This is a genomic window from Leifsonia sp. 71-9 (assembly GCF_001898805.1).
GTDB lineage: Bacteria > Actinomycetota > Actinomycetes > Actinomycetales > Microbacteriaceae > Leifsonia.
Map to the genome: position 1 here is coordinate 204535 of NZ_MKVJ01000021.1, position 22294 is coordinate 226828.

Below are 22294 nucleotides of genomic sequence, written 5' to 3' on the forward strand. Positions count from 1 at the left end.
GGTGGCTCCTGGCTCAGGTCGGGGAGGGGAAGACGCCGTAGAGGCTGATGATGAAGCTCACCGTCACGTAGGGCTGGCGGTTCTCGTGGGGCTGCGAGCCGCCGGCCGGCGCGAGCTGTTGCAGGGCGAGCGCCGTCGAAGGCGTCGCCGACGAGTACGGCGCATCGGCCCACCCGGCGAGGTACGCACCCGACGCGCTCGACGTGGTCGGCGTGGCCGCCGCGACGGGGGTGTGCGTGTGGTTCGGCAGCTGCGTGAGGGTCACGGTCACCGCATCCGTCCCGCCCATCTCCCCCGGCGTGTACCCGTCGCTCGACGGCGGCACGCCCTGGTGGACCGGGAACCGTGCGCCCAGATCCGGAAGGCCGAAGGTCGATTGGCCGTCGCCGCCGTACGTCGTTCCGATCAGCTGGAAGAGGGTCTCGTAGTCGGAGATCGAGATCAGCTGGCCGCGGCAGAACATCCAGCCGGCCGGCTCGAAGTTTCCGGCGAACATGCGGATCTCTCCGACGTAGGGCTGGGACATCAGCTCTCCTTCTGCGGGGGCGGAGCCGGCGAGGTCGGCGCCGCCTGGGCGAACACCGCTTCGAGCGCGAGTCCGTCGGCGGTGCGGCCGGTCGGGACGAGGAACACCGGTTCGGCGATCGAGCCGACGACGAGCTCGTAGGTCTGCTGCTCGGCGGGCAGGTCGGCCCCGCTCTCGAAGCGGAGCGTGTACGCCACCCAGCCGTTGTCGACCCGGGCGGGGGAGACGTCGACGAGTCTCAGGGTGTACCCGGTGCCGTCGGGCGCCATCGCGCGCACCTCGCTGCCGGAGGCCGACTGCCAGTCGGCGTGGGTCGCGGTCATCCCTCGACCTCCGTGGCCATCAGGACGTAGCCGAACTGCTCGGAGACCACCTGGAAGCCGAACCGCTCGTAGAGGCGGCGCGCTCCGGCGTTCAGGCTCCAGACGGTGAGCGTCGCGTGCTCCGTGGTCCGGACGAGCTCGCCGAGCACCTCGGAGGCGATGCCGCGGCCGCGATGGGAGGCGAGGACGGCGATGTCGACCAGGTGCATCCGCCCGCCGTCGCGGTCGACGGTCACCGAGCCCACCGGGTCGTCGTCGACGGAGATGATCGCGGTCTCCGCGTGGGGGTGACGGGCGCGGCGGTCGGCCGCGTGCGCCCGGTACTGCAGGGCGAGCAGGGGATCGGCCTGGTCGGCGGGCAGGCCCGCGAACTCGGACCGGCGGCTGTCGAGGAACAGACGCCGCAGGAACTCGTCGTCCGCAGCGGTCGCCGCGCGCAGCCCGGCCGTCAGCAGCGTCATCACGCCGTCCGGTCGACGACGGCCTGCAGTGTGCGGGTCAGTCCGCCGCGCCCGATCGGGCTGATGAAGAGGGCGACGTCGGGCGCGCCCGCGCGGCTGAGCGTGAAGATCCCGTCGGCGGGGGAGTAGCCGTTCGCGGTGAAGAGCAGCAGGAAGCGGTGCTCGTCGCCCGCGGCATCCGGCGAGAGGTCCTCGACCGCGGTGAGGACCAGGTGGAGGGTGCGCTCGCCGTCGACGGCCGTGAAGGCCCGGCCGATCGCGGGCGTGAAGAGCGAGCGGACGGGGTCGGCGAGCCCGGCGGCCGGGGAGGCCGCGTGCGCCAGACCGGTGCTGGAGGCGGACACGGTGCGGGCGAAGGCCGGCGCGGCGGGGGCCAGCGCGACGAGACCGAGCCCGCCCAGAGCGGTGGCCATCACGGCGCGGCGCGACACCTCGGGCACGGTTGTCCTCTCTGGATGCTGTGCGCCGGACGGGAGGCGCGCAGCCTGGATGCGAGCTTAGGGCATCCCCGTTCGGCGCCTCTGGCCCTTAGAGAGGGGCCAACGGCCGGGATGGCGCGGCCACTAGCATCGAGAACGCCTGAATTCCCGAGCCCGGCGAGGAGCCCGACACCGATGCATCGCCTGCTTGCTCGTCGCCCGGCCGCTCGGGAGCTGGCCCTCGTCGCGACCGCGACCGTCACCGCCCTCGTCGCCGCCCTCCTCGGAGTCGGCATCGCCGCTCCCGCGTACGCGGCCGATCGGACCATCGCCGTGACGAGCACCGACGACGCCGACCCCAACGACGCGTGCACGACGCCGTCGATGGCGGACCCCGGCAGCCCGGTCACGCTGCGCGCCGCGCTCTGCGTCGCCTCGAACCTCGGCGGATCCACCATCGTCACCGTGCCGAACGGCACCTTCACCCTCGCGGACGGTGCGATCGACGTCGGGACGACGGCCGGGACGAGCATCACCATCCAGGGGACGTCGACGGCCGGGACGGTCCTGGTCGGCTCCGGCACGCAGCAGGTGCTCGCCCTCGACCCGCAGCAGGTCGGCGGCATCGCGGTCGCCATCGACAAGGTCACCGTGCGCGGCGGCGTGGACAACGTCTACGGCGGCGGCGCGATCATCGGCGGGTCCGGCAACGCCGCCGCCTCCGACTCGCTGGCGATCACGGCATCCAGCTTCACCGGGAACACGGCGAACACCACCGCTGGCGGGTCCACGGCGAACCCCGGCGGGGCCATCCAGTTCATCGGCGGCTCGCTGGACGTGCGGTCGACGACCTTCAGCGGCAACTCGTCCGGCATCGCCTCGGGCGGCGCCCTCTACTACCAGGCGACGGGCGCGACCTCGGGCGAGACGCTGAGCATCCAGGGCAGCACGTTCGCGAACAACCGGGCGACGGCCTCCGGAGTGAACGGAGGCGCGGCGGTCGCCGTCAGCGATCCGCACGGCGGCGCCTCGATGTCGATCTCCTCGAGCAGCTTCACGGGCAATGCGCCGGTCGGCGGCGCTTCGTTCCCGGGCGCGGGGCTCTGGCTCGACGGCGGCTCCCTCTCGGTGACGGGATCCACCTTCGCGTCGAACACGAATCCCGCCAACGCGGGCTCCGCGATCGCCGTGACGGGCGGCGCCCTCTCGGCCCGCTACAACCGGATCTCCGGGAACTCGGCCCCCGCGGTGAAGCAGTCCGGCGGCACGGCCGATCTCGCGCGCAACTGGTGGGGCTGCGTGGGCGGCCCCACGGTGACCGGCTGCGACACCGTCTCGGGCGCGGTCACGGCCGCGCCGTACCTGACCCTCGGGCTCACCGCGTCGCCGGCGACACTCGTCGCCCCGCAGAGCAGCACGACGCTCACCGCCAGTCTGCTCGCCGACTCGGCCGGCGCCTCCGTCGCCCCGTCGGACCTGACCGCGTTCGACGGCGCGACCGTCGCCTTCTCACGGACCGCGGGCGCAGCCGTCGTCATGCCTACGACCGCCGCGCTGTCCGGCGGGGTCGCCTCGTCGACCCTCGCGCTGGCGCAACCCGGGGCGGCCACCGCTTCCGCGACGCTGGGCAGCGGTTACGCCGTCACCACCGTCGCCATGTACGCGCCGCCGGCCTTCGTCACCGGGTCCACCGCGACGGGGGTCGTCGGGACGAACGGTGCCTTCACCGTGGCCACCACCGGCTACCCGACGCCGGCCCTCTCGCTGACCGGCACCCTCCCGGCGGGCGTCGGGTTCGTCGACAACGGCGACGGGACCGCGACCATCTCCGGCACGCCGACGGACGCCGCGAAGGACTATCCCGTGACCGTGCGCGCCGCCAACGCCGGGGGCGCCGTGGACCAGGCCCTCACCTACGTCCTGAACCAGACCTCGGCGATCACGAGTCCGAACACGGCCTCCTTCACGGCGGGGTCCGCGGGCTCGTTCACCGTGACCACCACCGGACGCCCGACGGCGGACCCGATCGCGGTCGCCGGCACGCTGCCCGCCGGGCTGACCTTCACCGACCACCACGACGGCACGGCGACGATCGCCGGCACCCCGGCCGCGAAGACCGGCGGCGTCCGCACGCTCTCCCTCACCGCCGGCAACGGCGTCGGAACGGCCGCCGCGCAGACGCTGACCCTGACGGTGCGGGAGGCGCCCGTCCTGACCGGCAGCGCGGTCGCGACGGCGACGGCGGGCCAGAGCTTCGGCTTCACCGTCACCACCGACCGCGGCTACCCCGTCCCGACGATCGCCGTGACGGGCACCCTGCCCGCGGGTCTCGCCTTCGTCGACAACGGCGACGGGACCGGCACCATCTCCGGCACCCCCACCGGCCCGGGCGGCGTCGCCACCCTCGGGGTCTCCGCGGACAACGGCGTCGCACCGGCGGCCTCCGCCGCCCTCGCCCTGACCGTCAGGGAAGTGCCGGTCGTCACGACCGCCCCCGCCGACCAGAAGGTCGTCGCGGGCGCGCCCGTGGTCTTCACGGCGGCGGCCTCCGGCTTCCCCGCGCCGACCGCGCAGTGGTCCGTCTCGACCGACGGCGGCGCCTCGTACGCGCCGATCGCCGGGGCGACGGCCACCACCTACGGGTTCACCGCCGCGGCCGGCGACGACGGCAACCGCTACCGGGTGACCTTCGACAACGCGGCCGGCTCCGTCTCGGCCGACGCCGCGCTCTCCGTCGGCACCGCGCCCGCGTTCAGCAGCGCGGCCGGCGCGACGTTCCTGCTGGACGGAACCGCGCACAGCGTCGCGGTCACCACCACCGGCTTCCCGAACGCCGCGCTCACCGCCTCCGGCCTCCCGGCCTGGCTCACGCTGACCGACAACGGCGACAAGACCGGCACGCTCGCGGGTACGCCGCCGGCCGGTTCTGCGGGAGTCCACACGTTCACGCTCACGGCCTCCAACGGCTATCAGCCGGACGCGACCCAGAGCTTCGCGCTGACCGTCACCGAGTCGCCGGCCATCACGAGCGCGCCGTCCGCCGGGTTCACGGCGGGCGCGGCCGGTTCCTTCACGGTGACCACGGGCGGCGGCTACCCGGCGACGGTCGGGCTGACCGCGACGGGGACGCTCCCGCAGGGGCTCCGCTTCGTCGACGCGGGCAACGGCACGGCCGTACTGAGCGGGACGCCCGCGGCGGGTTCGGGAGGCGTGTACAGCATCCAGGTGACCGCCGACAACGGCGTGGCCCCCGCGACGACGCAGACCCTGGCGGTCACCGTCGCCGAGGCCGCCGTGTTCACCGGCCCCTCGACCCTCGATGTCACCCGTGGCGTGGATGTCGACTTCGGCATCGCGACCGGCCACGCCTACCCGGCGGTCTCGACCGTGACCCTGACGGGCGCGCTGCCCGCCGGCCTGACGTTCACCGCCGGCCCGGACGGGACCGCCCGCATCACCGGGAGCACGACGGACGCCGTCGCGACCTCCACGGTCACGCTCACCGCCGTCGCGCCCGGCAGTGCGGACGTCACGCGCACCCTGACCATCGTCGTCGCCGATGCGCCGACGATCGCCCTGCCGCTCTCGCCGCCGACGGGGGACGGGCCGCTCGCGGGCGTTCCGTCCGGCGTCCAGCCGGGGCAGACGATCACCCTCGTCGCGGACGGATTCGCTCCCGACTCCCCGGTGACCTTCGGCCTCTACTCGGTGCCGGTCACGCTGGGCGTCGTCGACGCCGACGCGCAGGGCACCGCGCGTCTCACCGTCGTCATCCCCGCCGGGTACGAGGGCGCGCACACCCTCGTCGCGCTGGGGACCGCACCGGACGGGGACGAGCGCGTGCTGCGCACCGGCATCGTCCTGCCGACCGCGGACGGCGGCGGCACGGGTGGTTCGGGCGGCGGCACCACGCCGGGCGGTGCGGGTTCGACGTCGGGCTCCGGCGCCTCGGGCTCGGGCGCATCGGGGCTGGCCGACACCGGTCTCGACGCGACCCCGCTGCTGCTCCTCGCCCTCGCGCTGCTGGGTCTCGGCGCCGGGATGTTCGCGCGGCGCCGCGTGCGCGCCTGGCGCCGGCCGCCCATCGCCTGACAGCTGGGCGCAAGGGAGCCGGGCGTAGGCTCGCACCATGCGTGCAACCGTCCTGCACGGGGAGCGAGACATCCGTCTCGAAGAGGTCCCCGATCCCATCCTGTCCACCGGCGGAGACGCCATCGTCCGGGTCGTCGCGGCCTGCGTCTGCGGCTCCGACCTGTGGGGCTACCGCGGCGTCACCCCGACCCCCAAGCCCCGCCGCATCGGCCACGAGTTCGTCGGCGTCGTGGAGGCCGTCGGCCCCGACGTGCACACCATCAAGCCCGGCGACTTCGTCATCGCGCCCTTCTACGACTGCGACATGACCTGCATCAACTGCCGCAACGGCGTCAGCACGTCGTGCCTGCACGGCGGCTGGTGGGGCGGCAACGACCAGGTCGGCGGGTTCGCCGACGGCGGTCAAGGCGAGCGGGTGCGCGTGCCGCACGCCGACGGCACCCTCGTCGCGACACCCTCCTACCCCGCCGAGGAGCTCATCCCGAGCCTCCTGACCCTCTCGGACGTCATGGGCACCGGCCACCACGCCGTCGTGTCCGCCGGCGTCACCGAGGGCAGCACCGTCGTCGTGGTCGGCGACGGGGCGGTCGGACTGTGCGCCGTCCTCGCCTCCGCGCGCCTCGGCGCCTCCCGCATCGTCGCCATGTCGCGGCACGAGTCCCGCCAGGCCCTCGCCCGCGAGTTCGGCGCGACCGACATCATCGCCGAGCGCGGCGACGAGGGCGTCGTCGCCGTGAAGGCCCTCCTCGACGGCATCGGCGCGGACTGCGTGCTCGAGGCCGTCGGCACCAAGGAGTCGATGGACCAGGCCATCCGCTCCGCCCGCCCCGGCGGCATGGTCGGCTACGTCGGCGTGCCCAACGGCGGCCCCGAGCTGCCCGTCCGCCCCCTCTTCAACGGCAACATCGGCGTGAACGGCGGCGTCGCCCCCGTGCGCAACTACGTCGAGGAGCTGCTGCAGGACGTCTGGTCGGGCGCCATCCAGCCCGGCAAGGTCTTCGACCTGGAGCTGCCGCTGAGCGAGATCGCCGAGGCCTACGCCGCCATGGACGAGCGCCGCGCCATCAAGACCCTCGTGCGCCCGTAACCGGCGCCGCCGAAGTTCACGAAACGGCCCTCATTCCGCGCGGGATGGGGGCCCTTTCGTGAACCTCACTCAGGCTGGCGCCCCTGCAGAAGGCTGCGCACGTAGGCCATGACGACGGCGGCACCGATCAGCACGACCCCGAGAGGCGTCACGACACCGCCGACGATGCGGGAGACGAGGTCCAGGAGGGTGAGAATCCCCTGATCCACACCGGTCGCCGCGGTTCTGGCACTCGTGAAGAACCACGCGATGTTGGGGATGAAGATCGTCAGCACCGATCCGCAGATCGTCAGTGCGACGCCCCAGATGAGCACGGGCTTCGGTTGCAGGCGTGGGGATTCCATCACTCACTCCTTGGTCGAGTCTGCCGTGTACCTATGCGCGCCAGTCGTACGTGGCGCCCACGACGCCAGCAAGAGACATGCCCTGCATCTGTGTGTAGGCGAGGACGTTTCCCCACGGCACCGACCAGCTTCCGCTACTGCACGACGTGCTGTACCACGTGGCGTTGTTGCCGTTGAAGCCTTTGCCTTTCGTGCAGACGCTCGTGTCTGAGGTCTTGCTCCAGGAGTATGACCTCTGGTACCCGGGGTAGCCTGCGACCGCGCATCCCTGGACGCTCGTGGTGTAACCGAACATGCCTGCGACAGAGCGAACTGTCTCGCCGCATCCCGCCCGTGATTGCTCGACACGACCATGACTTTGCGGAGACCCCGTCGCGTCCGCGGCTTGCACCTCCTCGATGACCGAAGGAGCTTCACCCGCCTCGACGGTGACAACGACGTCCTGTCCCGAAGGAACGGCCACGATGAGTTCTCCCGCGAACGTGGCCGGGTCCAGTGCCCCATCAATTGCTTCGCCGGGGACGCCGATCGCGGAAGGCTCCGATTCTGGGGGCGTCGCACTTGCACTGGCACTTCCGGCGATGGTGCCGATGCCCGCGAGGACGGCTACGGCGAGGGCCGAGGTGAACTTCGATGTTCTCCGCATGATCTCTCCTTTGAGGACTCCACACGGGCGCGGACGAACACGCGGAACGTGTCTCGCCAGCGAGAGTCCCGGTCACCTCTGCGATCGAGGAGGTCGACCGGCTTACGAGCGTATAAGGCAGAAATACCAAGGTCTCAGCGGGCGCCAGTAGTTTCGCGCTCGGCTCGAGTAGCTAGAGGGACGAACTACGTAATGCATGCATTTCTCGGTGGCGATCGCGGTCGCCCAGGTGCGAGAAAGGGCCCTCATTCCACACGGAATGAGGGCCCTTTCGTGAACCTCGGCAGCGGGCGCGGCCCGCCGGCGCGCGCGTCAGGCGCGGACGATGACGACCTCGTCGAGGGGGCGGCGCACGCGCGGGGCGAGCTCGCGCTCGCGGAGCGGCTCGGGCAGCGCGTCGGCGTCGCCGACGGTGCCGAGCGCGGTGACCGAGACGGGCACGAAGCGCTCCTCGAGGCCGAACGCCTCGCGCAGGCCGTCGGCCTGGAAGCCGCCCATCTGGTGGGTGTGCAGGCCGTCGTGGTGGGCCTGGATGGTGAGGTGCGCGACCGCCTGGCCCACGTCGTAGGTGGCCCAGCGGCGCTCGGCGCCCTCGGCGTCGACGACCTCGGCCACGGCGACGATCAGCACGCTCGCGGCGCCGGCCCAGGCCTGGTTGAAGCCCATCAGGTTGGCGGCGATGCTGTCGAACTCGGGGGTGCCGCGGCGGGCGACGATGAAGCGCCAGGGCTGGGAGTTGTTGGCCGACGGCGACCAGCGCGCGGCCTCGAGGGCGGCGGTCAGCTTGGTCTCGTCGATGACGGCGGCGGTGTCGAACGCGCGCGGGCTCCAGCGCTCGGCGAGCGCGGGGAGCAGAGGTGCGGCGGTGTCGGCGGTGCGGGGCGCGACGTCGGTGAGCGACATGGGTGGATCTCCTCGAAGAGTGGATGGATGGCCTCGAGGCTCCATTGCCCGGCTATATCGATGTAAACACATCAACTCCGGGAGTATTCCGCGAGCGTTGCGATCCGTTACTTCGACGTGGAGGTCGGAGTGGGTGTCGGGAACGGCGTGTTCGTCGGCACCAGGTCGCGGTACTGCGCGAGGCCGCCGTCGAGCACCGGGACCTGCAGGGTCAGCGTCTCGGCGCCGTTCTCGAAGGTCACGTCGGTCAGCGACCCGGGCTTCGCGTCCAGCCCGTCGAACTCGACGGTCTCGCCGTCGGGCACGCCGAGCTGCACGACGCCGGACGGCTCCACCGACACGGACTCGCTGCCGGCCGCGGTGTGCACGCTCACGTCGAGCGACGACCTCCCCTGGTTGACGAGGCTGGCGACGAGGCCCGCGGGCCCCTCGCCGTCGGCCGCGGTCAGCAGCACGGCGTTGGCCACGTAGAGGTCGCCGACGGTGCCGCTGACGCCGTCGCTCGTCTCCTCGATGTGGAGGGTGTCCTGGGGCGCGAAGAGGTCGCAGCCGGTCAGCAGGAGCAGCACGGCGACCGAGAGTCCCGCTGCTGCACCGGCCCGCGCGCGGACGCGCGCCTTCGTCCGTGTGGATGCCATCACAGATTCTCCTCGTCCTCGTCGTCGCGCCAGGCGGCGATGTCCGCCACGTTGCCCTCGGGGTCGGCGAACGACCACCAGTACGGCTCCCGGGTGTTTTCGGTGAGCCGGCCGCCGGCGGCCAGCATCGCATCCACCCGCGCCGCCGCCTCCCCGCTCGGCACGGAGATGTCGATGTGGATGCGGTTGTGGTGCGTCATCGGGTGGTCGAGCTGCTGGAACGCGATGGCGGGGCCGCGGCCCAGCGGGTCGACGAGGTCCGCGTCCCCCATCCGGTCGTAGCCGAGAGCCGCCTGCCAGAAGGCCAGCACGGCCGGGATGTCGAGCGCGTGGATGCTGATCTGCACGGTCTGGGCGCGGGGCGCGGCGGGCTCGATCCCGAGCGCGCGGGCGGCCTGCGAGATGCGGGCCGCGAGGGCCTGATCGCGCGTGCTGATGTCTCCGACGTCGTGGCTGACGAGGCGCACGACGAGCGCTCCGTAGCGGAGGTCGAGGTCGGGATGATGGCCGGCCTCCTCGGCCAGGCGGGCGATCTCGGCGACGAGTGCGGCGCCGCGTTCGAAGGTGCCGGTGGCGAACCGCGTGACCGCTCCGTCGTACAGCACGGACCAGTCCTCGACGCCGTCGGCGTCGTGGAAGCGACGGGGAGTGATGCGGTCGTCCGTGCCCACGGGCCACAGCTTAGACCTCGGCCGGGGCGCGGCAGAAGCCTCCCTCGCGCGGTCGATTCTGTTAACGCCCGATGACGCCTGCGTAACAATTCGTCACATTCGCGCCCGATCCACTCAGCATCTTTGCGGGGTACAGGAATCGGAGTACGGGGTACAAAACCCGAGAGACCGTCACGTCTCGATCCCGAGCGAGCATTAACGCCCTTGATCAGGGATTCCACTCGCGCCACGCCCGGGATTCGCGTCGCCGACACGCCCGAGAAGCACTGTCCGCGTGTCTGCGGACAGCGGCCTCGGAGGGGGTCATCCGACGCGCCGACCCGCCCTGTCCACCCCTACTTGCGGGCCATCCCTGAGAACCAATACAACTTGAGCCACCCGAACAGACCAGATCCCCGCCGTCGTGGATGCCAACCCCATTCCCCCCGTGAGAGGTCCGCTCGTGTTCATCTTCCTGCTGCAGATCCGGCACATGCTGGGCGGCCATCCGGAGATCTATCTCTTCGCCGTCTACTCCGCCCTCATCTGGGTCATCTGGATCGTGAAGGTCCTGATGTCCCGCCGCTACCGGCCGTACACCGACGACTTCCACGGCACCACGAGCGTGGTCGTCCCGGTCGTCGACGAGCCGCTCGACCTGTTCCGCGACGTGCTCGGCCGCATGGTCGAGCAGCGTCCGGGCGAGATCATCGTGGTCATCAACGGCGCCCCCAACCCGGAGCTCGCCGAGGTGTGCGAGGAGTTCGCCCCGCTCGTCCGCTGGGTGCACACGCCGATCCCCGGCAAGCGCAACGCGGTCATGATCGGCACCAGGATGTCGACCGGCGAGATCACGGTGCTGGTCGACTCCGACACCGTCTGGACGGAGAACACGCTCAGCGAGCTGGTCAAGCCGTTCGCCGACCAGCGTGTCGGCGGCGTGACGACCAAGCAGCGCATCCTGGAGCCGGAGCGCAGCTGGATCACCCGCTGGGCCGACTGGCTCGAGAACTCGCGGGCGCTGTACTCGATGCCCGCCCAGAGCGTCGTCGGGCAGATCGGCTGCCTCCCCGGCCGCACGATCGCCTTCCGCCGGTCGATCCTGATGCGCGTCATGGACAAGTTCATGACCGAGAAGTTCCTCGGCGTGTTCCTCGAGGTCTCGGACGACCGCACCCTCACCAACCTCACGCTCAAAGAGGGCTACCGCACCGTCTACCAGCACACCAGCCTCTGCTACACGGACGCCCCGCTGAAGGTGAAGAAGCTCTTCAAGCAGCAGCTCCGCTGGGCACGCGGCAGCCAGTACAACACGCTCCGGATGCTGCCGTGGATGCTCGGCCACGCACCCCTGCTGGCGTTCTTCTTCGTGATGGACATCATCCTGCCGTTCGTCCTCGCCGGCGTGCTCGGCGGCTGGGTCTACCGGTCGATCACCGGCCAGGGCTACAACTTCTACGCGGGCTTCCTGCACGAGTACGGGGTGCAGGCCGGAGTCCTGACCGTGGTGGCGCTGATGGTCGCCTCGTCCGTGATCAGCATGTCGATCCGCCAGATCCGGCACCTCTCCGAGAAGCCCAGCGACTTCTTCCGGCTGCCGATCTTCATCATCGTCTCGACGTTCTTCCTCATGCCGATCCGGCTCATCGGGTTCTTCCGCATGGCGCACGCCAGCGGCTGGGGCACCCGGGCCGGGGCCTACGCCGGCGGTCCGGCGGAGATCACCACCGACGACGAGCTCGCGGCCCTCGGCGACGCCTCCGCGCCCGGCGCGCCCTCCGGCGATCTCCCGGACGCGGTCGGCGGCGTGACGACCGCGACCGCCCTGAAGAACGGGACCGGCCCCGCGGCCGGTCCCGCGATCGGCTCCGCCACCGGCAGTGTCACCGCCGTCGCGATCCGCCCGGCCGTCGCGCCGACCGTCACCGCCACGCGAGCGGAGGCCAAGGCCGCGAAGGCGGCCACCGCCACGGCCGCCAAGAAGACCTCGAAGCGGCGCCGGCTCAACCCGCTCGCCGCCATCCCGTACCTGATCGGCATCGCGATCCTGACCCTGGAGGCTCTGTTCCTTGTCTAGCCCCTCGATCTCCACCAAGACCGCATCCTGGTGGTCGCAGTCCCGCTCCCGGGCGCAGGCGACCGCCGCGGCGGCCATCGTCCTCACCGCGACCCTCGTCGGCATCTCCGCCTTCGTCTGGGCCTCTCCCACCGGCGCCCCGCTCCGTCAGGCCGTGGCCGACGCGACCGAGGCGATCACCCCCTACGCCGCGCAGAACGTCGAGCTGCGGCGCAACCTCCAGCGGGCGACCGAGACCATCGCCTCCCAGAAGGGCAAGCTGTCGGCGATGGAGAAGCAGGCCCTCGCCGCGCAGGCGTCGACGGCCAAGCAGCTCGCCACCGCGCAGCAGCAGGCCACGGCCGCGCAGAACCAGCTGAACAGCGTCAAGGCGCAGCTCGCGGCGGCCAACGCCAAAGCCGCGACCGGGTCGAAGAGCTCCGGGCACAGCGCCTCCGGCTCGGGCTCCGGCTCGTCGGGTTCGGGAGGCGGCACCACCACCCCGATCACGGCCCCGGCCCGCGCCGACCTCGTCGCGCCGACCAGCCGCTACTACGGCATGTACACCGAGCAGGCGCCGTTCAACTGGGCCACCTTCGACGCCACCAGCGCGAAGGTGGGGGTGGCCCCGAACCTCGTCGGCTACTTCAGCGGCTGGGACGAGACCTTCCGCGCCAACGCGGTCACCCGCGCCTGGGCGCAGGGCCGCATGCCGATGATGACCTGGGAGTCGCGGCCCATCAGCTCCGGCAACGACACGACCGACGCGCCCGCGTACTCGCTCCCGAAGATCATCGGCGGCGACTTCGACGCCTACCTGCACCAGTACGCGAAGGACATCGTGGCCACCGGGCTGCCGCTCGCGATCCGTCTCGACCACGAGATGAACGCCACCTGGTACCCGTGGTCCGAGACCGACGCGAAGGGCAACCCGATCAACGGCAACAACGTCGGCGACTACGTGAAGATGTGGCGCCACGTCCACGACATCTTCCAGCAGGAGGGCGCGAACAACCTGGTGATCTGGGTCTGGGCGCCGAACATCGTCAACAACCTCGCCGCCAGCCACAAGGTCGACGGCTACCTCGAGAACCTCTACCCCGGTGACGACTACGTCGACTGGGTCGGGCTGTCGGGCTACCTGCGCCCGCCGTACAAGTCGGACAACGACTTCAGCTTCGACTACACCTTCAAGCCGAGCCTCGACAAGCTGCGGGCCCTCACGAAGAAGCCGATCATCCTGGCCGAGATCGGGGCGTCCGAGACCGGCGGCTACAAGGCCAAATGGGTGACCGCCCTCTTCGACGGCCTCGCCCGGCCCGAGAACGACGACATCATCGGGTTCTCCTGGTTCAACCTCGCCGTCACGAGCTACGTCGAGGGGGTGCGCGCCACCAACGACTGGCGCATCGACTCCCGGGCCGACACGCTCTCGGCCTTCATCGCCGGCCTCACGAGACCGGAAGACCGCTTCACCCTCACCCCGGCTCCCTGAACTGCTCCGCCACACCGGAAGGACATGACATGACCACCACCAAGAAGGCCCCCAAGGAGCAGCCCGCTCCCCGTCTCAGCGTCATCGGCACCGGCTACCTGGGCGCGACCCACGCGGCGGCGATGGCCGAGCTCGGCTTCGACGTGATCGGGGTCGACACCGACCCGCGCAAGGTCGAGGAGCTGCGGGAGGGGCGCGCGCCCTTCTTCGAGCCCGGCCTGCCCGAGCTGATCCGGTCGAACGTGGCGGCGGGGCGGCTCGCCTTCACGACCGACATCGCCGAGGCGGTCGCGACCGCCGACGTGCACTTCATCTGCGTCGGCACCCCGCAGCAGTCCGGCTCCTTCGCCGCCAACCTGGCGTACGTGGAGGCGGCGGCCCGCGGCATCGCGGAGAACCTCACCCACGACGCCCTGATCGTCGGCAAGTCGACGGTCCCCGTCGGCACGGGCGCCCGGCTCCGTGCGATCGTCGCCGAGGCCGCTCCCGCCGGCGTGAACGTCGAGCTCGTCTGGAACCCGGAGTTCCTCCGCGAGGGCAAGGCCGTGGACGACACCCTCCACCCCGACCGCCTGGTCTTCGGCGGAACGACGGCGGCCTCCGAGGCGCTGCTGCGGCGGGTCTACGCCACGCCGATCGCCGAGGGGACGCCGGTGCTGGTCGCCGACCTCCCCACCGCCGAGCTGGTGAAGGTGAGCGCCAACGCGTTCCTCGCGACCAAGATCTCGTTCATCAACGCGATCGCCGAGGTGTGCGACGCGGCCGGAGCGGACGTCTCGCTGCTGGCCGACGCGCTCGGGCACGACAAGCGGATCGGGCGGCAGTTCCTCAACGCCGGTCTCGGTTTCGGCGGCGGCTGCCTCCCGAAGGACATCCGGGCGCTCATGCACCGGTCGAACGAGCTGGGCGCGCACGCGGCGGTCGGCCTCCTGCAGCAGGTGGACGAGATCAACATGGGCCGCCGCCAGCGCGTGATCGACCTGGCGCTGAAGTCGCTCGGCGGCTCGGTGCTCAACCGCCGCATCGGCGTGCTCGGTGCGGCGTTCAAGCCCGAGACCGACGACGTCCGCGACTCGCCGGCGCTGAACGTCGCCGCCGCACTGCACCTCCGTGGTGCGCAGGTCGTGGTCTACGACCCGCAGGCGCGCGGCACCGCGCAGCGCCTGTTCCCCACCCTCGGCTACGCGGACTCCATGGACGAGGCCGTGGCCGGGGCCGACCTGCTGGTCGTGCTCACCGAGTGGGACGAGTTCATCGGCGCCGACCCGGCTGCCCTCCGCGCCCTGGCCGCCGGCCGCACCGTCATCGACGCCCGCAACTGCCTCGACCCGGCGGCGTGGTCCGCGGCCGGCTGGGACGTGCTCGCGATGGGGACCGTCCCGACGGTCGCCCCGCTCGAGCGCGACCTCGCCGCGCTCGCCGCCGTCCGCTAGCTCACCCCGACCGACTGCTCCGCCTCCCGCTCCTCCCGCTCCTCCGATCGAAGGAACCGACATGACCAGTTACGTGACCAAGGCCGTGATCCCCGCCGCCGGGCTCGGCACCCGCTTCCTGCCCGCCACCAAGGCGATGCCCAAGGAGATGCTCCCGGTCGTCGACAAGCCGGCCATCCAGTACGTCGTGGAGGAGGCCGTCTCCAGCGGCCTCCACGACGTCCTCCTCATCACCGGCCGCAACAAGAACGCGCTCGAGAACCACTTCGACCGCAACACCGAGCTGGAGGACACGCTCGTCCGCAAGGGCGACACCGACAAGCTCCAGAAGGTCAGCCACTCCACCTCCCTGGCCGACATGCACTACGTGCGTCAGGGCGACCCGAAGGGGCTCGGCCACGCCGTGCTGCGGGCCAAGATGCACATCGGGCACGAGCCGTTCGCGGTGCTGCTCGGTGACGACATCATCGACGAGCGCGACCCCCTGCTCGCCCGGATGCTGGAGGTGCAGCACGCCCTCAACACCACCGTCGTGGCACTGATGGAGGTGCCGCCGGAGTCCATCCACCTGTACGGTGCGGCGGCGGTCGTCGAGACCGACGAGGACGACGTGGTGCGGATCACCGGCCTGGTCGAGAAGCCGAGCCGGGAGAACGCGCCGTCGAACTACGCCGTGATCGGTCGCTACGTGCTGCGCCCGGAGATCTTCGACATCCTCGAGAAGACGGAGCCCGGCAAGGGCGGCGAGATCCAGCTGACCGACGCGCTCGAAGGGCTCGCGACGGCTCCGGCGTGGACGGGCGGGGTGCACGGCGTCATTTTCCGGGGCCGCCGCTACGACACCGGTGACCGCCTCGACTACATCAAGGCCATCGTGCAGCTCGCCTCCGCCCGCGACGACCTCGGCCCCGGCCTCGTGCCCTGGCTGCGCGAGTTCGCGGACTCGATCGCGCCGGCGTCCGTGGCTCCGGTGGAGGCGGCGGCACCGTCCGCCCCGGCGCCCTCGGTGCCGGTGCTGCCCGCCGCAGCCAAGGCCGCGAAGCCGGCCGCCGCCAAGCGGGAGCGCGAGCGCGACCGGGAGCTCCTTCCCGTCGCGGGCGCCTAGCCGCGCGCCTCCGCCGCGCCTCTCCCGCGTCCGTCGCGCCGCAGTCCGAGCGACTGCGGCGCGACGGTACGACTGCGGCGCGACCGGACGACTGCGCCGCGGCGACGCGACGCGGTCGTCCCACAGCACCGCCGTCGCGCCGGCAGTTACGCTTCGGTCGTGAACCGGATGGCCTTGTGGGTCCCGTCGCAGAACGGCTTGATGGTGGAGACGCCGCACCGGCACAGGGCGACCGTGCGGCGCTTCTGCTCGACCGGCTCGCCGTCCGGCGTCGTGAGGTCGACGTGCCCGCGCACCAGGAGCGGCCCGTTCGGGCACACGACGATCTCCGGCGGCTCCTCGCTCGTCATGCCGTGACCTCCTCGCGCGTCCGCAGCGAGCTGCGGCCGGCCTCCCAGCTGTCGAGGATGTGCTGCCCCGCCAGACCGTCGACATAGAGGCAGGCCGCGGCGCCGAAGAGGATGTCGGGGAGCAGCTCCGGCTCGTCCTCCGCGAGCCCGCCCGCGAGGTCGCGGCCGGCGATCTGCTCGTGCACGGCGTCGGCCTCCACGTGCTCGTCGTAGTACTCGGTGACGTCCTCGTCGTAGCCGAGGCGGCGGAAGCCGTTGCCGTAGAAGCGGTTCGGGATGGAGGACGTCATCTCGAAGGCGGCGAGGTGGCCGGCGATGGCCCCGCGGAGGCGGCGGTTCATCCCGAACATCGACATCATCGTGAACGACGCCAGCGTGATGGCGGGGACGTCGTCGACGTACGCCCCGTACGTGTCGTCGAGCCCGAGGCCGCGCATGGTCCGGGCGAAGATCTCCGCGTGGATGCGGTGGGGACGGCCGCCGCCGTACTCGTCCGACTGCACCTCGACGAGCGCGGCCTTCGCGCGCCCGGTGAGACGCGGGATGGCCCAGGAGTGCGGGTCCGCCTCCTTGCGCGTGTAGATCGAGCGCTGGATGACGAACTCCCGCAGCTGCTCGTCGCCGGCCTTCTTGGCGATGTAGCGGGACAGGCTCGGGCCGCCGTCCTCGGCGGTCAGAGAGAAGAGGAATGCGGCGACGGCCTCGGCGTCGGCATCCGGCAGGTCGCCGACCGGGACGCGCTCGCGCAGCTGCTCCTCGAACCTGCGCTCGAGAAGGCGCCGGGCGACGACGATGTCCGGGTCCCACTCCCACTCGTCGTCGGCGTCGACGGTGCCGCCGTAGGAGAGGCCGTAGATGAGGTAGAGGCTGAGCTGGAGGTCGTCGTCGGTCAGCAGGTCGGGCCCGGCGGAGAGGGCCGCGCGGACCTCCTCGACGATGCCCTCCGCTGCGGTGCGGGAGTGCTGCGGAGCCTGGGGCAACGCCTGCAGGAGCGCCGCGCTGACCGGGCCGCGGGGCGTGATGCGTGGTGTCATGCCATCGACGGTGCCGTGACGGGGAGGAGCGATCAAGTGCTTGCCACGTCCGCTCTTCCGTGCATGGGAGGCGGTCGTCAGGAGATCAGCGCGGCCAGCCCCGCCGTCCCGCCCCGGGCGAGGGCGCGGCGCTGGCGGGTCGCGCCGTTGCCGTCGGTGAGCACGCGGGCGACGGTGTCGTGGACGAGGTCGGTGTCGCCGTGCTCCGCGAGCCCCGGACCGGCCGCGGCCAGCAGCGCCGCGGCGACCTCGGGGGCGGGCCGCAACCCTCCGTCGCGCGGGTCAAGGAGGTCGCCGGCGAGGCCGTCGCGGGCGGCGTGCCAGTGGGCGGCGTCCAGCAGCTCGGGTGCGAGCGCGGCCGCCCGGCCGTCGTCGTCGGGCGGTGAGACGACTAGCCCCCGTACCAGGGCCGCGAACGCCGCGCTCGTCGCACCGTCCAGTTGCGCGTCGAAGACCCGCACCTCCACCGTCGGGAATCGCTCCGACGGGCGCACGACCCAGTTGAGGGTCCCGGCGTCGCTGGTGCCGCCGACTCCGCTCAGCGCGGCGGCGCGGCGGTCGTAGTCGGCGGCGTCGGCGAACGCGGGAGGGACGCCGTGCGTGGTCCAGCGCCGGCTGTGGATGGCGCGCCAGCTGTCGAAGCCGGTGTCGGCGCCTTGCCAGAACGGCGAGTTGGCCGAGAGGGCCAGCAGTGCGGGCAGCCAGGGCCGGAGCCGGTTGAGGGCGACGACGGCCTGCTCGCGGTCGTCGACCCCGACGTGCACGTGCAGCCCGTTCAGTTGGTGGTCGGGGACGACGAGCCCGAACCGGGAGGCGATGTCGCGGTAGCGATCCTGGTCGGTCACCTGCGCATCCCGCGCCGTGCGGTAGGGCAGGCCCACGCCCGCGGCCAGCAGACCGGCGGACGCCGCCCACTCGCGCAGTTCCGCACGGAAGCCTTCCAGCGCGCCCGACACGTCCGCGGCGGTGCGGCAGACCCGCGTCGCGTACTCGAGCTGGGACGGGAAGAACTCGGGCGTCACGGCTCCGCCGTCCTCGCGCCGACCCCCGAGGGCGGCGATGGCCTCCGCCGCGCGATCGACGGGCGTCAGCGTGAGCGGATTGAGGAGCACGAACTCCTCCTCCGCACCGATCGTCGTCCGCACCCCGGGCTCCCTCCGTCGTCCCGGCCAGTAGACAGGCTGCGACGGCGCGGCACAACGGCTTGACGCGGAGCGGTTGTGCGCCCACCGTGTTCTGCGGAAAGGGGATCGGATGGGGTTCGATGACAGCGAGGGCGGCGCGTCGCCGATGTTCGACGGGTTCGTCGTGGAGGACATCGCCGTCCCGGGCGGGACCGTGCATGTGCGGCACGCCGGGTCGGGCCCGGTCGTGCTCCTCCTCCACGGGCACCCGCGGACCGGATCCACCTGGCACCGCGTGGCGCCGCGCCTCGCCGCACTCGGCTTCACGGTCGTCGTGCCCGACCTGCCCGGGTACGGCGCATCCCTCGCGCCGGATCCCACCCCCGACCACGCGCCCCACTCGAAGCGCGCGAGCTCCGAGCGGCTGCTCGCGGCGATGCACGCCCTCGGCCACGAGCGCTTCGCAGTGGTCGGTCACGATCGCGGCAGCTACGTCGCCTTCCGGATGGCGATGGACCATCCCGAGGCCGTCTCGCGCGTGGCCCTGCTCGACTGCATCCCGATCGTCGAGCATCTGGAGCGCATCACCCCGGAGTTCGCCACGCAGTGGTGGCACTGGTTCTTCTACCTGCAGCCCGAGACGCCGGAGCGCGTCATCCTCGCCGACCCCGACAGCTGGTACCACGGCGACCCGCGGGTCATGGGCGCCGAGAACCACGCGGAGTGGCGGGAGGCGACGCGCTCGCCGCGGGTGGTCCGCGCCATGCTCGAGGACTACCGGGCCGGCCTCACCGTCGACCGTGCGCACGAGGAGGCCGACCGCGCCGCCGGCCGCCGGCTGACCCAGCCCCTCCTCGTCCTGTGGTCGACGCGGGACGACCTCGAGCAGCTTTTCGGCGACCCGCTGGTCATCTGGCGCGACTGGGCGGACGACGTGCGAGGGCACGGCATCGACTCCGGCCACCACATGGCGGAGGAGGCGCCCGGCGAGCTGACCGACGCGCTCGCGGCCTTCCTGGGTGCGGGCACGACCGAGGGCGCGGGGGTCCACCCCGGCGTACACTCCGCGCCATGACCGCCGCGAAGATCCTCCTCATCCGCCACGGCGAGAGCGTCGCCAACGTCGCCGCGACCGCCGCAGAGGCCGCCGGGGCGGAGACGATCGACGTCACGGCGCGCGACGCCGACGTGCCGCTGTCCGCGCTCGGCGAGCGACAGGCCGCCTCCCTGCGACCGCGCTTGCAGGACGAGCTGGGCGCCGAGTGGGACCGCGCGCTCGTGTGGAGCTCGCCCTACCGGCGCGCGGTGGACACGGCACAGCTGGCGCTGGGAGACCGCGCGTTCGCCGTCGACGAGCGCCTCCGCGATCGCGAGCTCGGCATCCTGGACGCCCTCACCGCCCGCGGGGTGGACGCGCGACTGCCCGACGAGGCCGCCCGTCGCCGCTGGCTCGGCAAGTTCTACTACCGTCCGCCCGGCGGAGAGGCGTGGACCGACGTCGCGTTGCGCCTGCGCTCCTTCGCCGGCGAACTCGGCCCCGCCGACGGCCGGACGGTGCTCCTGTTCACGCACGACGCCGTGGTGAGCCTGTTCCTCTATGTGCTCCTCGGCTGGACGGAGGAGCAGCTGAACGCGTTCCTCGCCGACCGCGTCGTCGGCAACGCGACCGTGACCACCCTCGTCGCGGACGGCCCGGCCTGGTGGGTGGAGGCGTTCTCCGACGACGCCCACCTCGCCGCCGCCGGCCTCCCGGCGACCGAGCATCCTGGAGCCGCCCGTGTCATCGACTGACCGCGATCCCGTGAAGGTCGACCTCACCCTGCTGCGCGCCTGGCCCCTTCCCGAACCGGGAGGGTCGAAGCGGTCGCGCGGGGAGGTGGTCGTGGTCGGCGGGGCCGGGCGCTCGCCGGGTGCCGCCCTGCTCGCCGGGCGCGCGGCCCTGCGCGTCGGAGCCGGGCGCCTCACCCTCGCGGGCGGGGAGTCCACCGCGGCGGAGGTGGCCGTCGCCCTCCCCGAGTGCGGTGTGGTCCCGCTGAGCGAGGGCCGCGGCGGCAGCGTGCGGGGTCGCTCGATCGCGGCGGCGGCCGCGGATCTGCGGTCCGCCGACGCCGTGCTGCTCGGTCCCGGTCTCGACGACATCCGCGAGACCGCGTCCATACTGCGCCGCCTCCGCGCCGTCGCCGGACGCGACACCACCGTCGTGCTCGACGCCTACGCCCTGGGCGCCCTCGCCGGGAGCCCGAACCGCGGCCGGTCACGGCGACGCATCCTCACGCCCAACTCGGAGGAAGCTGCGGTGCTGCTGGGCCGCCGGCTGCGTGACGAGCGGGCCGACCTCCTCGAGATCGCCCGACGCTACCGTGCCGTGGTCTCGTGCCACGGCGTCGTCGCCGACCCCGACGGCCGCCTCTACCTCCTCGACGACGGCGGGCCGGGCCTCGGGACCTCCGGGAGCGGCGACGCGCTCGCCGGCGCGATCGCCGGTCTCGCCGCGCGCGGCTGCACGCCGGCCCAGGCCGCGGTGTGGGGGACGTACCTGCACATGGCGGCGGGAGTCTCGCTCGCCCGCACCATCGCCCCGCTCGGATTCCTCGCCAGCGAGATCGTCGACCGCCTCCCGCGCGAGCTCGACGCGGTCGAGCAGTCCGACGCCGACTGACCGCGCGACCGAGTTCGCCCGCGCTAGTGCCGGCTCCCGGGACGATCGCGGTGCGTCGCCGCGGCGCGCTCGTCCCTCGCCGCCGCACCCGCCCACCCAACGATGCGACCTCCGGATGACGCGAGCGCCGCCTCCCCTCGCCTACCGTCGGATCATGACGATCCACGGGACGGCGTCCACCCCACGTGTCGCACCCCTCCGCGCGCGCTGGCTGCGGCCGACGGCGTCGTTCCTCCTCGCGGCCCTCGGCGCCGTCGCGGTCGGCGGTCTGACGAGCCTCGGTCAGCAGTACCTCCCCGAGTGGCTCAGCTCCTTCGCGAACTCGGCCGGGGGATGGGCGATGCTCGCGTTCGCACTCGTGTGGCTCAGCCGTGCGCGACCGGTGGCCGGCGCCGTCCTCGGAGCGGTCGCCTTCCTCCTGATGGTGGAGGGATACGGAGTGGTGTCGGCCTGGCGGGGCCACTTCTACGCCGACCCCTTCTCCTCGATCTGGACCGGAGTCGCCCTCGTCGCAGGCCCGGTGCTCGGGCTGTCCGCGGCGGTCGCCCGTCACGGCACGCGCCTCTGGTCCGCGCTCGCGGTCGTGCCATTGTCGGCCGTGCTCCTCGGTGAGGGGGTCTGGGCGCTCGTCCGCATCTCCGACACCACGAGCCCCGTCTACTGGACCGTGGAGATCGTCCTCTCCGCCCTCTTCGTGGCCCTGGCGATCAGGCGGAGGCACCTCTCGCTCCGCCCGTCGGTGATCGTCGTCGTCGCGTACCTCGCCGGCGCCGCGGTCTACGCCGCACTCTGGATGCTCCTCGACGCGTGGATGTGACAGCAGCGGACCCGTCCGCCGCCGACTGCGGTTCCGCGGGACGAGTGCGGCGCGGCGACGGCGCGCAGACATCCCGCGACACCGCAGTCGGCGGCGACGGCGCGCAGGTGTCCCGCGACACCGCACTCCGTG

21 protein-coding genes and 1 pseudogene are annotated in these 22294 nt (G+C 72.3%); 10 read left to right on the plus strand and 12 right to left on the minus strand.

Annotation, left to right across the window (positions count from 1 at the left end; genetic code table 11):
- Window positions 1-13: 13 nt before the first annotated feature.
- From BGO91_RS17540 to BGO91_RS17555, 4 genes are read right to left on the minus strand one after another with little or no spacing between them, the layout of a single operon-like run.
- Entirely contained in the window at window positions 14-526 is a 513-nt protein-coding gene (locus tag BGO91_RS17540; protein WP_290474023.1) for a tail fiber protein, read from the minus strand.
- Window positions 526-849 (minus strand): hypothetical protein, encoded by a 324-nt coding sequence (locus BGO91_RS17545; RefSeq protein WP_290474024.1) that lies wholly within the window; start codon window positions 847-849, stop codon window positions 526-528. The genes BGO91_RS17540 and BGO91_RS17545 overlap by 1 nt, the downstream gene beginning before the upstream one ends.
- Window positions 846-1310, minus strand: coding sequence for a GNAT family N-acetyltransferase (locus tag BGO91_RS17550; protein ID WP_290474025.1), 465 nt, complete (start codon window positions 1308-1310; stop codon window positions 846-848). The genes BGO91_RS17545 and BGO91_RS17550 overlap by 4 nt, the downstream gene beginning before the upstream one ends.
- The gene (locus BGO91_RS17555; protein WP_290474026.1) at window positions 1310-1750 is read right to left on the minus strand and encodes a hypothetical protein; all 441 of its coding nucleotides are present in this window, start codon (window positions 1748-1750) and stop codon (window positions 1310-1312) included. The genes BGO91_RS17550 and BGO91_RS17555 overlap by 1 nt, the downstream gene beginning before the upstream one ends.
- A gap of 174 nt (window positions 1751-1924) precedes the next feature.
- Here BGO91_RS17555 and BGO91_RS17560 point away from each other — a divergent pair, with 174 nt between their 5' ends.
- Both BGO91_RS17560 and BGO91_RS17565 read left to right on the plus strand, forming a co-directional pair.
- Complete coding sequence (locus BGO91_RS17560) at window positions 1925-5821, plus strand: putative Ig domain-containing protein (RefSeq protein WP_290474027.1); 3897 nt, start codon at window positions 1925-1927, stop codon at window positions 5819-5821.
- Window positions 5822-5858: 37 nt separating this feature from the next.
- The gene (locus BGO91_RS17565) at window positions 5859-6908 is read left to right on the plus strand and encodes a zinc-dependent alcohol dehydrogenase family protein (RefSeq protein ID WP_290474028.1); all 1050 of its coding nucleotides are present in this window, start codon (window positions 5859-5861) and stop codon (window positions 6906-6908) included.
- A 65-nt stretch (window positions 6909-6973) separates the two neighbouring features.
- On the opposite strand, the gene BGO91_RS17570 is transcribed toward BGO91_RS17565, so the two are convergent.
- The 5 genes from BGO91_RS17570 to BGO91_RS17590 form a co-directional block, all read right to left on the minus strand.
- Window positions 6974-7252, minus strand: a complete 279-nt coding sequence (locus BGO91_RS17570) for a hypothetical protein (RefSeq protein WP_290474029.1) — start codon at window positions 7250-7252, stop codon at window positions 6974-6976.
- Window positions 7253-7283: 31 nt separating this feature from the next.
- The gene (locus tag BGO91_RS17575; RefSeq protein WP_290474030.1) at window positions 7284-7898 is read right to left on the minus strand and encodes a hypothetical protein; all 615 of its coding nucleotides are present in this window, start codon (window positions 7896-7898) and stop codon (window positions 7284-7286) included.
- Window positions 7899-8210: 312 nt separating this feature from the next.
- The gene (locus BGO91_RS17580) at window positions 8211-8801 is read right to left on the minus strand and encodes a nitroreductase family protein (protein ID WP_290474031.1); all 591 of its coding nucleotides are present in this window, start codon (window positions 8799-8801) and stop codon (window positions 8211-8213) included.
- Window positions 8802-8908: 107 nt separating this feature from the next.
- Window positions 8909-9439, minus strand: coding sequence for a hypothetical protein (locus BGO91_RS17585; protein WP_290474032.1), 531 nt, complete (start codon window positions 9437-9439; stop codon window positions 8909-8911).
- A complete protein-coding gene (locus tag BGO91_RS17590) occupies window positions 9439-10110 on the minus strand; it encodes a VOC family protein (protein ID WP_290474033.1) in 672 nt (223 codons plus the stop codon). Before BGO91_RS17590 ends, BGO91_RS17585 begins: the two co-directional genes overlap by 1 nt.
- Window positions 10111-10552: 442 nt before the next feature.
- Here BGO91_RS17590 and BGO91_RS17595 point away from each other — a divergent pair, with 442 nt between their 5' ends.
- From BGO91_RS17595 to galU, 4 genes and pseudogenes are all read left to right on the plus strand, one after another.
- A complete protein-coding gene (locus BGO91_RS17595) occupies window positions 10553-12166 on the plus strand; it encodes a glycosyltransferase family 2 protein (RefSeq protein ID WP_290474034.1) in 1614 nt (537 codons plus the stop codon).
- Complete coding sequence (locus BGO91_RS17600; RefSeq protein ID WP_290474035.1) at window positions 12159-13640, plus strand: glycoside hydrolase family 26 protein; 1482 nt, start codon at window positions 12159-12161, stop codon at window positions 13638-13640. Before BGO91_RS17595 ends, BGO91_RS17600 begins: the two co-directional genes overlap by 8 nt.
- Before the next feature lie 29 nt (window positions 13641-13669).
- The gene (locus BGO91_RS17605; protein WP_290474036.1) at window positions 13670-15073 is read left to right on the plus strand and encodes a UDP-glucose/GDP-mannose dehydrogenase family protein; all 1404 of its coding nucleotides are present in this window, start codon (window positions 13670-13672) and stop codon (window positions 15071-15073) included.
- Window positions 15074-15134: 61 nt separating this feature from the next.
- Window positions 15135-16022, plus strand: a pseudogene (galU, locus tag BGO91_RS17610) (UTP--glucose-1-phosphate uridylyltransferase GalU); the annotation flags it as partial.
- Between the two features lie 302 nt (window positions 16023-16324).
- On the opposite strand, the gene BGO91_RS17615 reads toward galU, so the two are convergent.
- The 3 genes from BGO91_RS17615 to BGO91_RS17625 form a co-directional block, all read right to left on the minus strand.
- Window positions 16325-16528 (minus strand): CDGSH iron-sulfur domain-containing protein, encoded by a 204-nt coding sequence (locus BGO91_RS17615; RefSeq protein WP_290474037.1) that lies wholly within the window; start codon window positions 16526-16528, stop codon window positions 16325-16327.
- Window positions 16525-17562, minus strand: coding sequence for an iron-containing redox enzyme family protein (locus BGO91_RS17620; RefSeq protein ID WP_290474038.1), 1038 nt, complete (start codon window positions 17560-17562; stop codon window positions 16525-16527). The genes BGO91_RS17615 and BGO91_RS17620 overlap by 4 nt, the downstream gene beginning before the upstream one ends.
- A gap of 77 nt (window positions 17563-17639) precedes the next feature.
- Window positions 17640-18707: a YbdK family carboxylate-amine ligase gene (locus BGO91_RS17625; protein WP_290474039.1), complete on the minus strand. Its 1068-nt coding sequence runs from the start codon at window positions 18705-18707 to the stop codon at window positions 17640-17642.
- Between the two features lie 109 nt (window positions 18708-18816).
- On the opposite strand from BGO91_RS17625, the gene BGO91_RS17630 reads away from it, so the two are divergent.
- The 4 genes from BGO91_RS17630 (at window position 18817) to BGO91_RS17645 (ending at window position 22162) form a co-directional block, all read left to right on the plus strand.
- Entirely contained in the window at window positions 18817-19761 is a 945-nt protein-coding gene (locus tag BGO91_RS17630; protein WP_290474040.1) for an alpha/beta hydrolase, read from the plus strand.
- Complete coding sequence (locus BGO91_RS17635) at window positions 19758-20477, plus strand: histidine phosphatase family protein (protein WP_290474041.1); 720 nt, start codon at window positions 19758-19760, stop codon at window positions 20475-20477. Before BGO91_RS17630 ends, BGO91_RS17635 begins: the two co-directional genes overlap by 4 nt.
- On the plus strand, window positions 20464-21345 hold the full coding sequence (locus BGO91_RS17640; protein WP_290474042.1) for an NAD(P)H-hydrate dehydratase: 882 nt from the start codon (window positions 20464-20466) through the stop codon (window positions 21343-21345). The genes BGO91_RS17635 and BGO91_RS17640 overlap by 14 nt, the downstream gene beginning before the upstream one ends.
- Before the next feature lie 154 nt (window positions 21346-21499).
- Window positions 21500-22162 (plus strand): DUF6518 family protein, encoded by a 663-nt coding sequence (locus tag BGO91_RS17645; protein WP_290474043.1) that lies wholly within the window; start codon window positions 21500-21502, stop codon window positions 22160-22162.
- The last annotated feature ends 132 nt before the right edge of the window (window positions 22163-22294 follow it).

Bases quoted from the DNA above. Each gene is read 5' to 3' on its own strand.
- BGO91_RS17620 (WP_290474038.1), bottom strand. From the start codon at position 17,562: ATGACACCACGCATCACGCCCCGCGGCCCGGTCAGCGCGGCGCTCCTG.
- BGO91_RS17575 (WP_290474030.1), bottom strand. From the start codon at position 7,898: ATGCGGAGAACATCGAAGTTCACCTCGGCCCTCGCCGTAGCCGTCCTC.
- BGO91_RS17570 (WP_290474029.1), bottom strand. From the start codon at position 7,252: ATGGAATCCCCACGCCTGCAACCGAAGCCCGTGCTCATCTGGGGCGTC.
- BGO91_RS17560 (WP_290474027.1), top strand. From the start codon at position 1,925: ATGCATCGCCTGCTTGCTCGTCGCCCGGCCGCTCGGGAGCTGGCCCTC.
- BGO91_RS17580 (WP_290474031.1), bottom strand. From the start codon at position 8,801: ATGTCGCTCACCGACGTCGCGCCCCGCACCGCCGACACCGCCGCACCT.
- BGO91_RS17645 (WP_290474043.1), top strand. From the start codon at position 21,500: ATGACGATCCACGGGACGGCGTCCACCCCACGTGTCGCACCCCTCCGC.
- BGO91_RS17585 (WP_290474032.1), bottom strand. From the start codon at position 9,439: ATGGCATCCACACGGACGAAGGCGCGCGTCCGCGCGCGGGCCGGTGCA.
- BGO91_RS17615 (WP_290474037.1), bottom strand. From the start codon at position 16,528: ATGACGAGCGAGGAGCCGCCGGAGATCGTCGTGTGCCCGAACGGGCCG.
- BGO91_RS17540 (WP_290474023.1), bottom strand. From the start codon at position 526: ATGTCCCAGCCCTACGTCGGAGAGATCCGCATGTTCGCCGGAAACTTC.
- BGO91_RS17550 (WP_290474025.1), bottom strand. From the start codon at position 1,310: ATGACGCTGCTGACGGCCGGGCTGCGCGCGGCGACCGCTGCGGACGAC.
- BGO91_RS17565 (WP_290474028.1), top strand. From the start codon at position 5,859: ATGCGTGCAACCGTCCTGCACGGGGAGCGAGACATCCGTCTCGAAGAG.
- BGO91_RS17630 (WP_290474040.1), top strand. From the start codon at position 18,817: ATGGGGTTCGATGACAGCGAGGGCGGCGCGTCGCCGATGTTCGACGGG.
- BGO91_RS17545 (WP_290474024.1), bottom strand. From the start codon at position 849: ATGACCGCGACCCACGCCGACTGGCAGTCGGCCTCCGGCAGCGAGGTG.
- BGO91_RS17635 (WP_290474041.1), top strand. From the start codon at position 19,758: ATGACCGCCGCGAAGATCCTCCTCATCCGCCACGGCGAGAGCGTCGCC.
- BGO91_RS17605 (WP_290474036.1), top strand. From the start codon at position 13,670: ATGACCACCACCAAGAAGGCCCCCAAGGAGCAGCCCGCTCCCCGTCTC.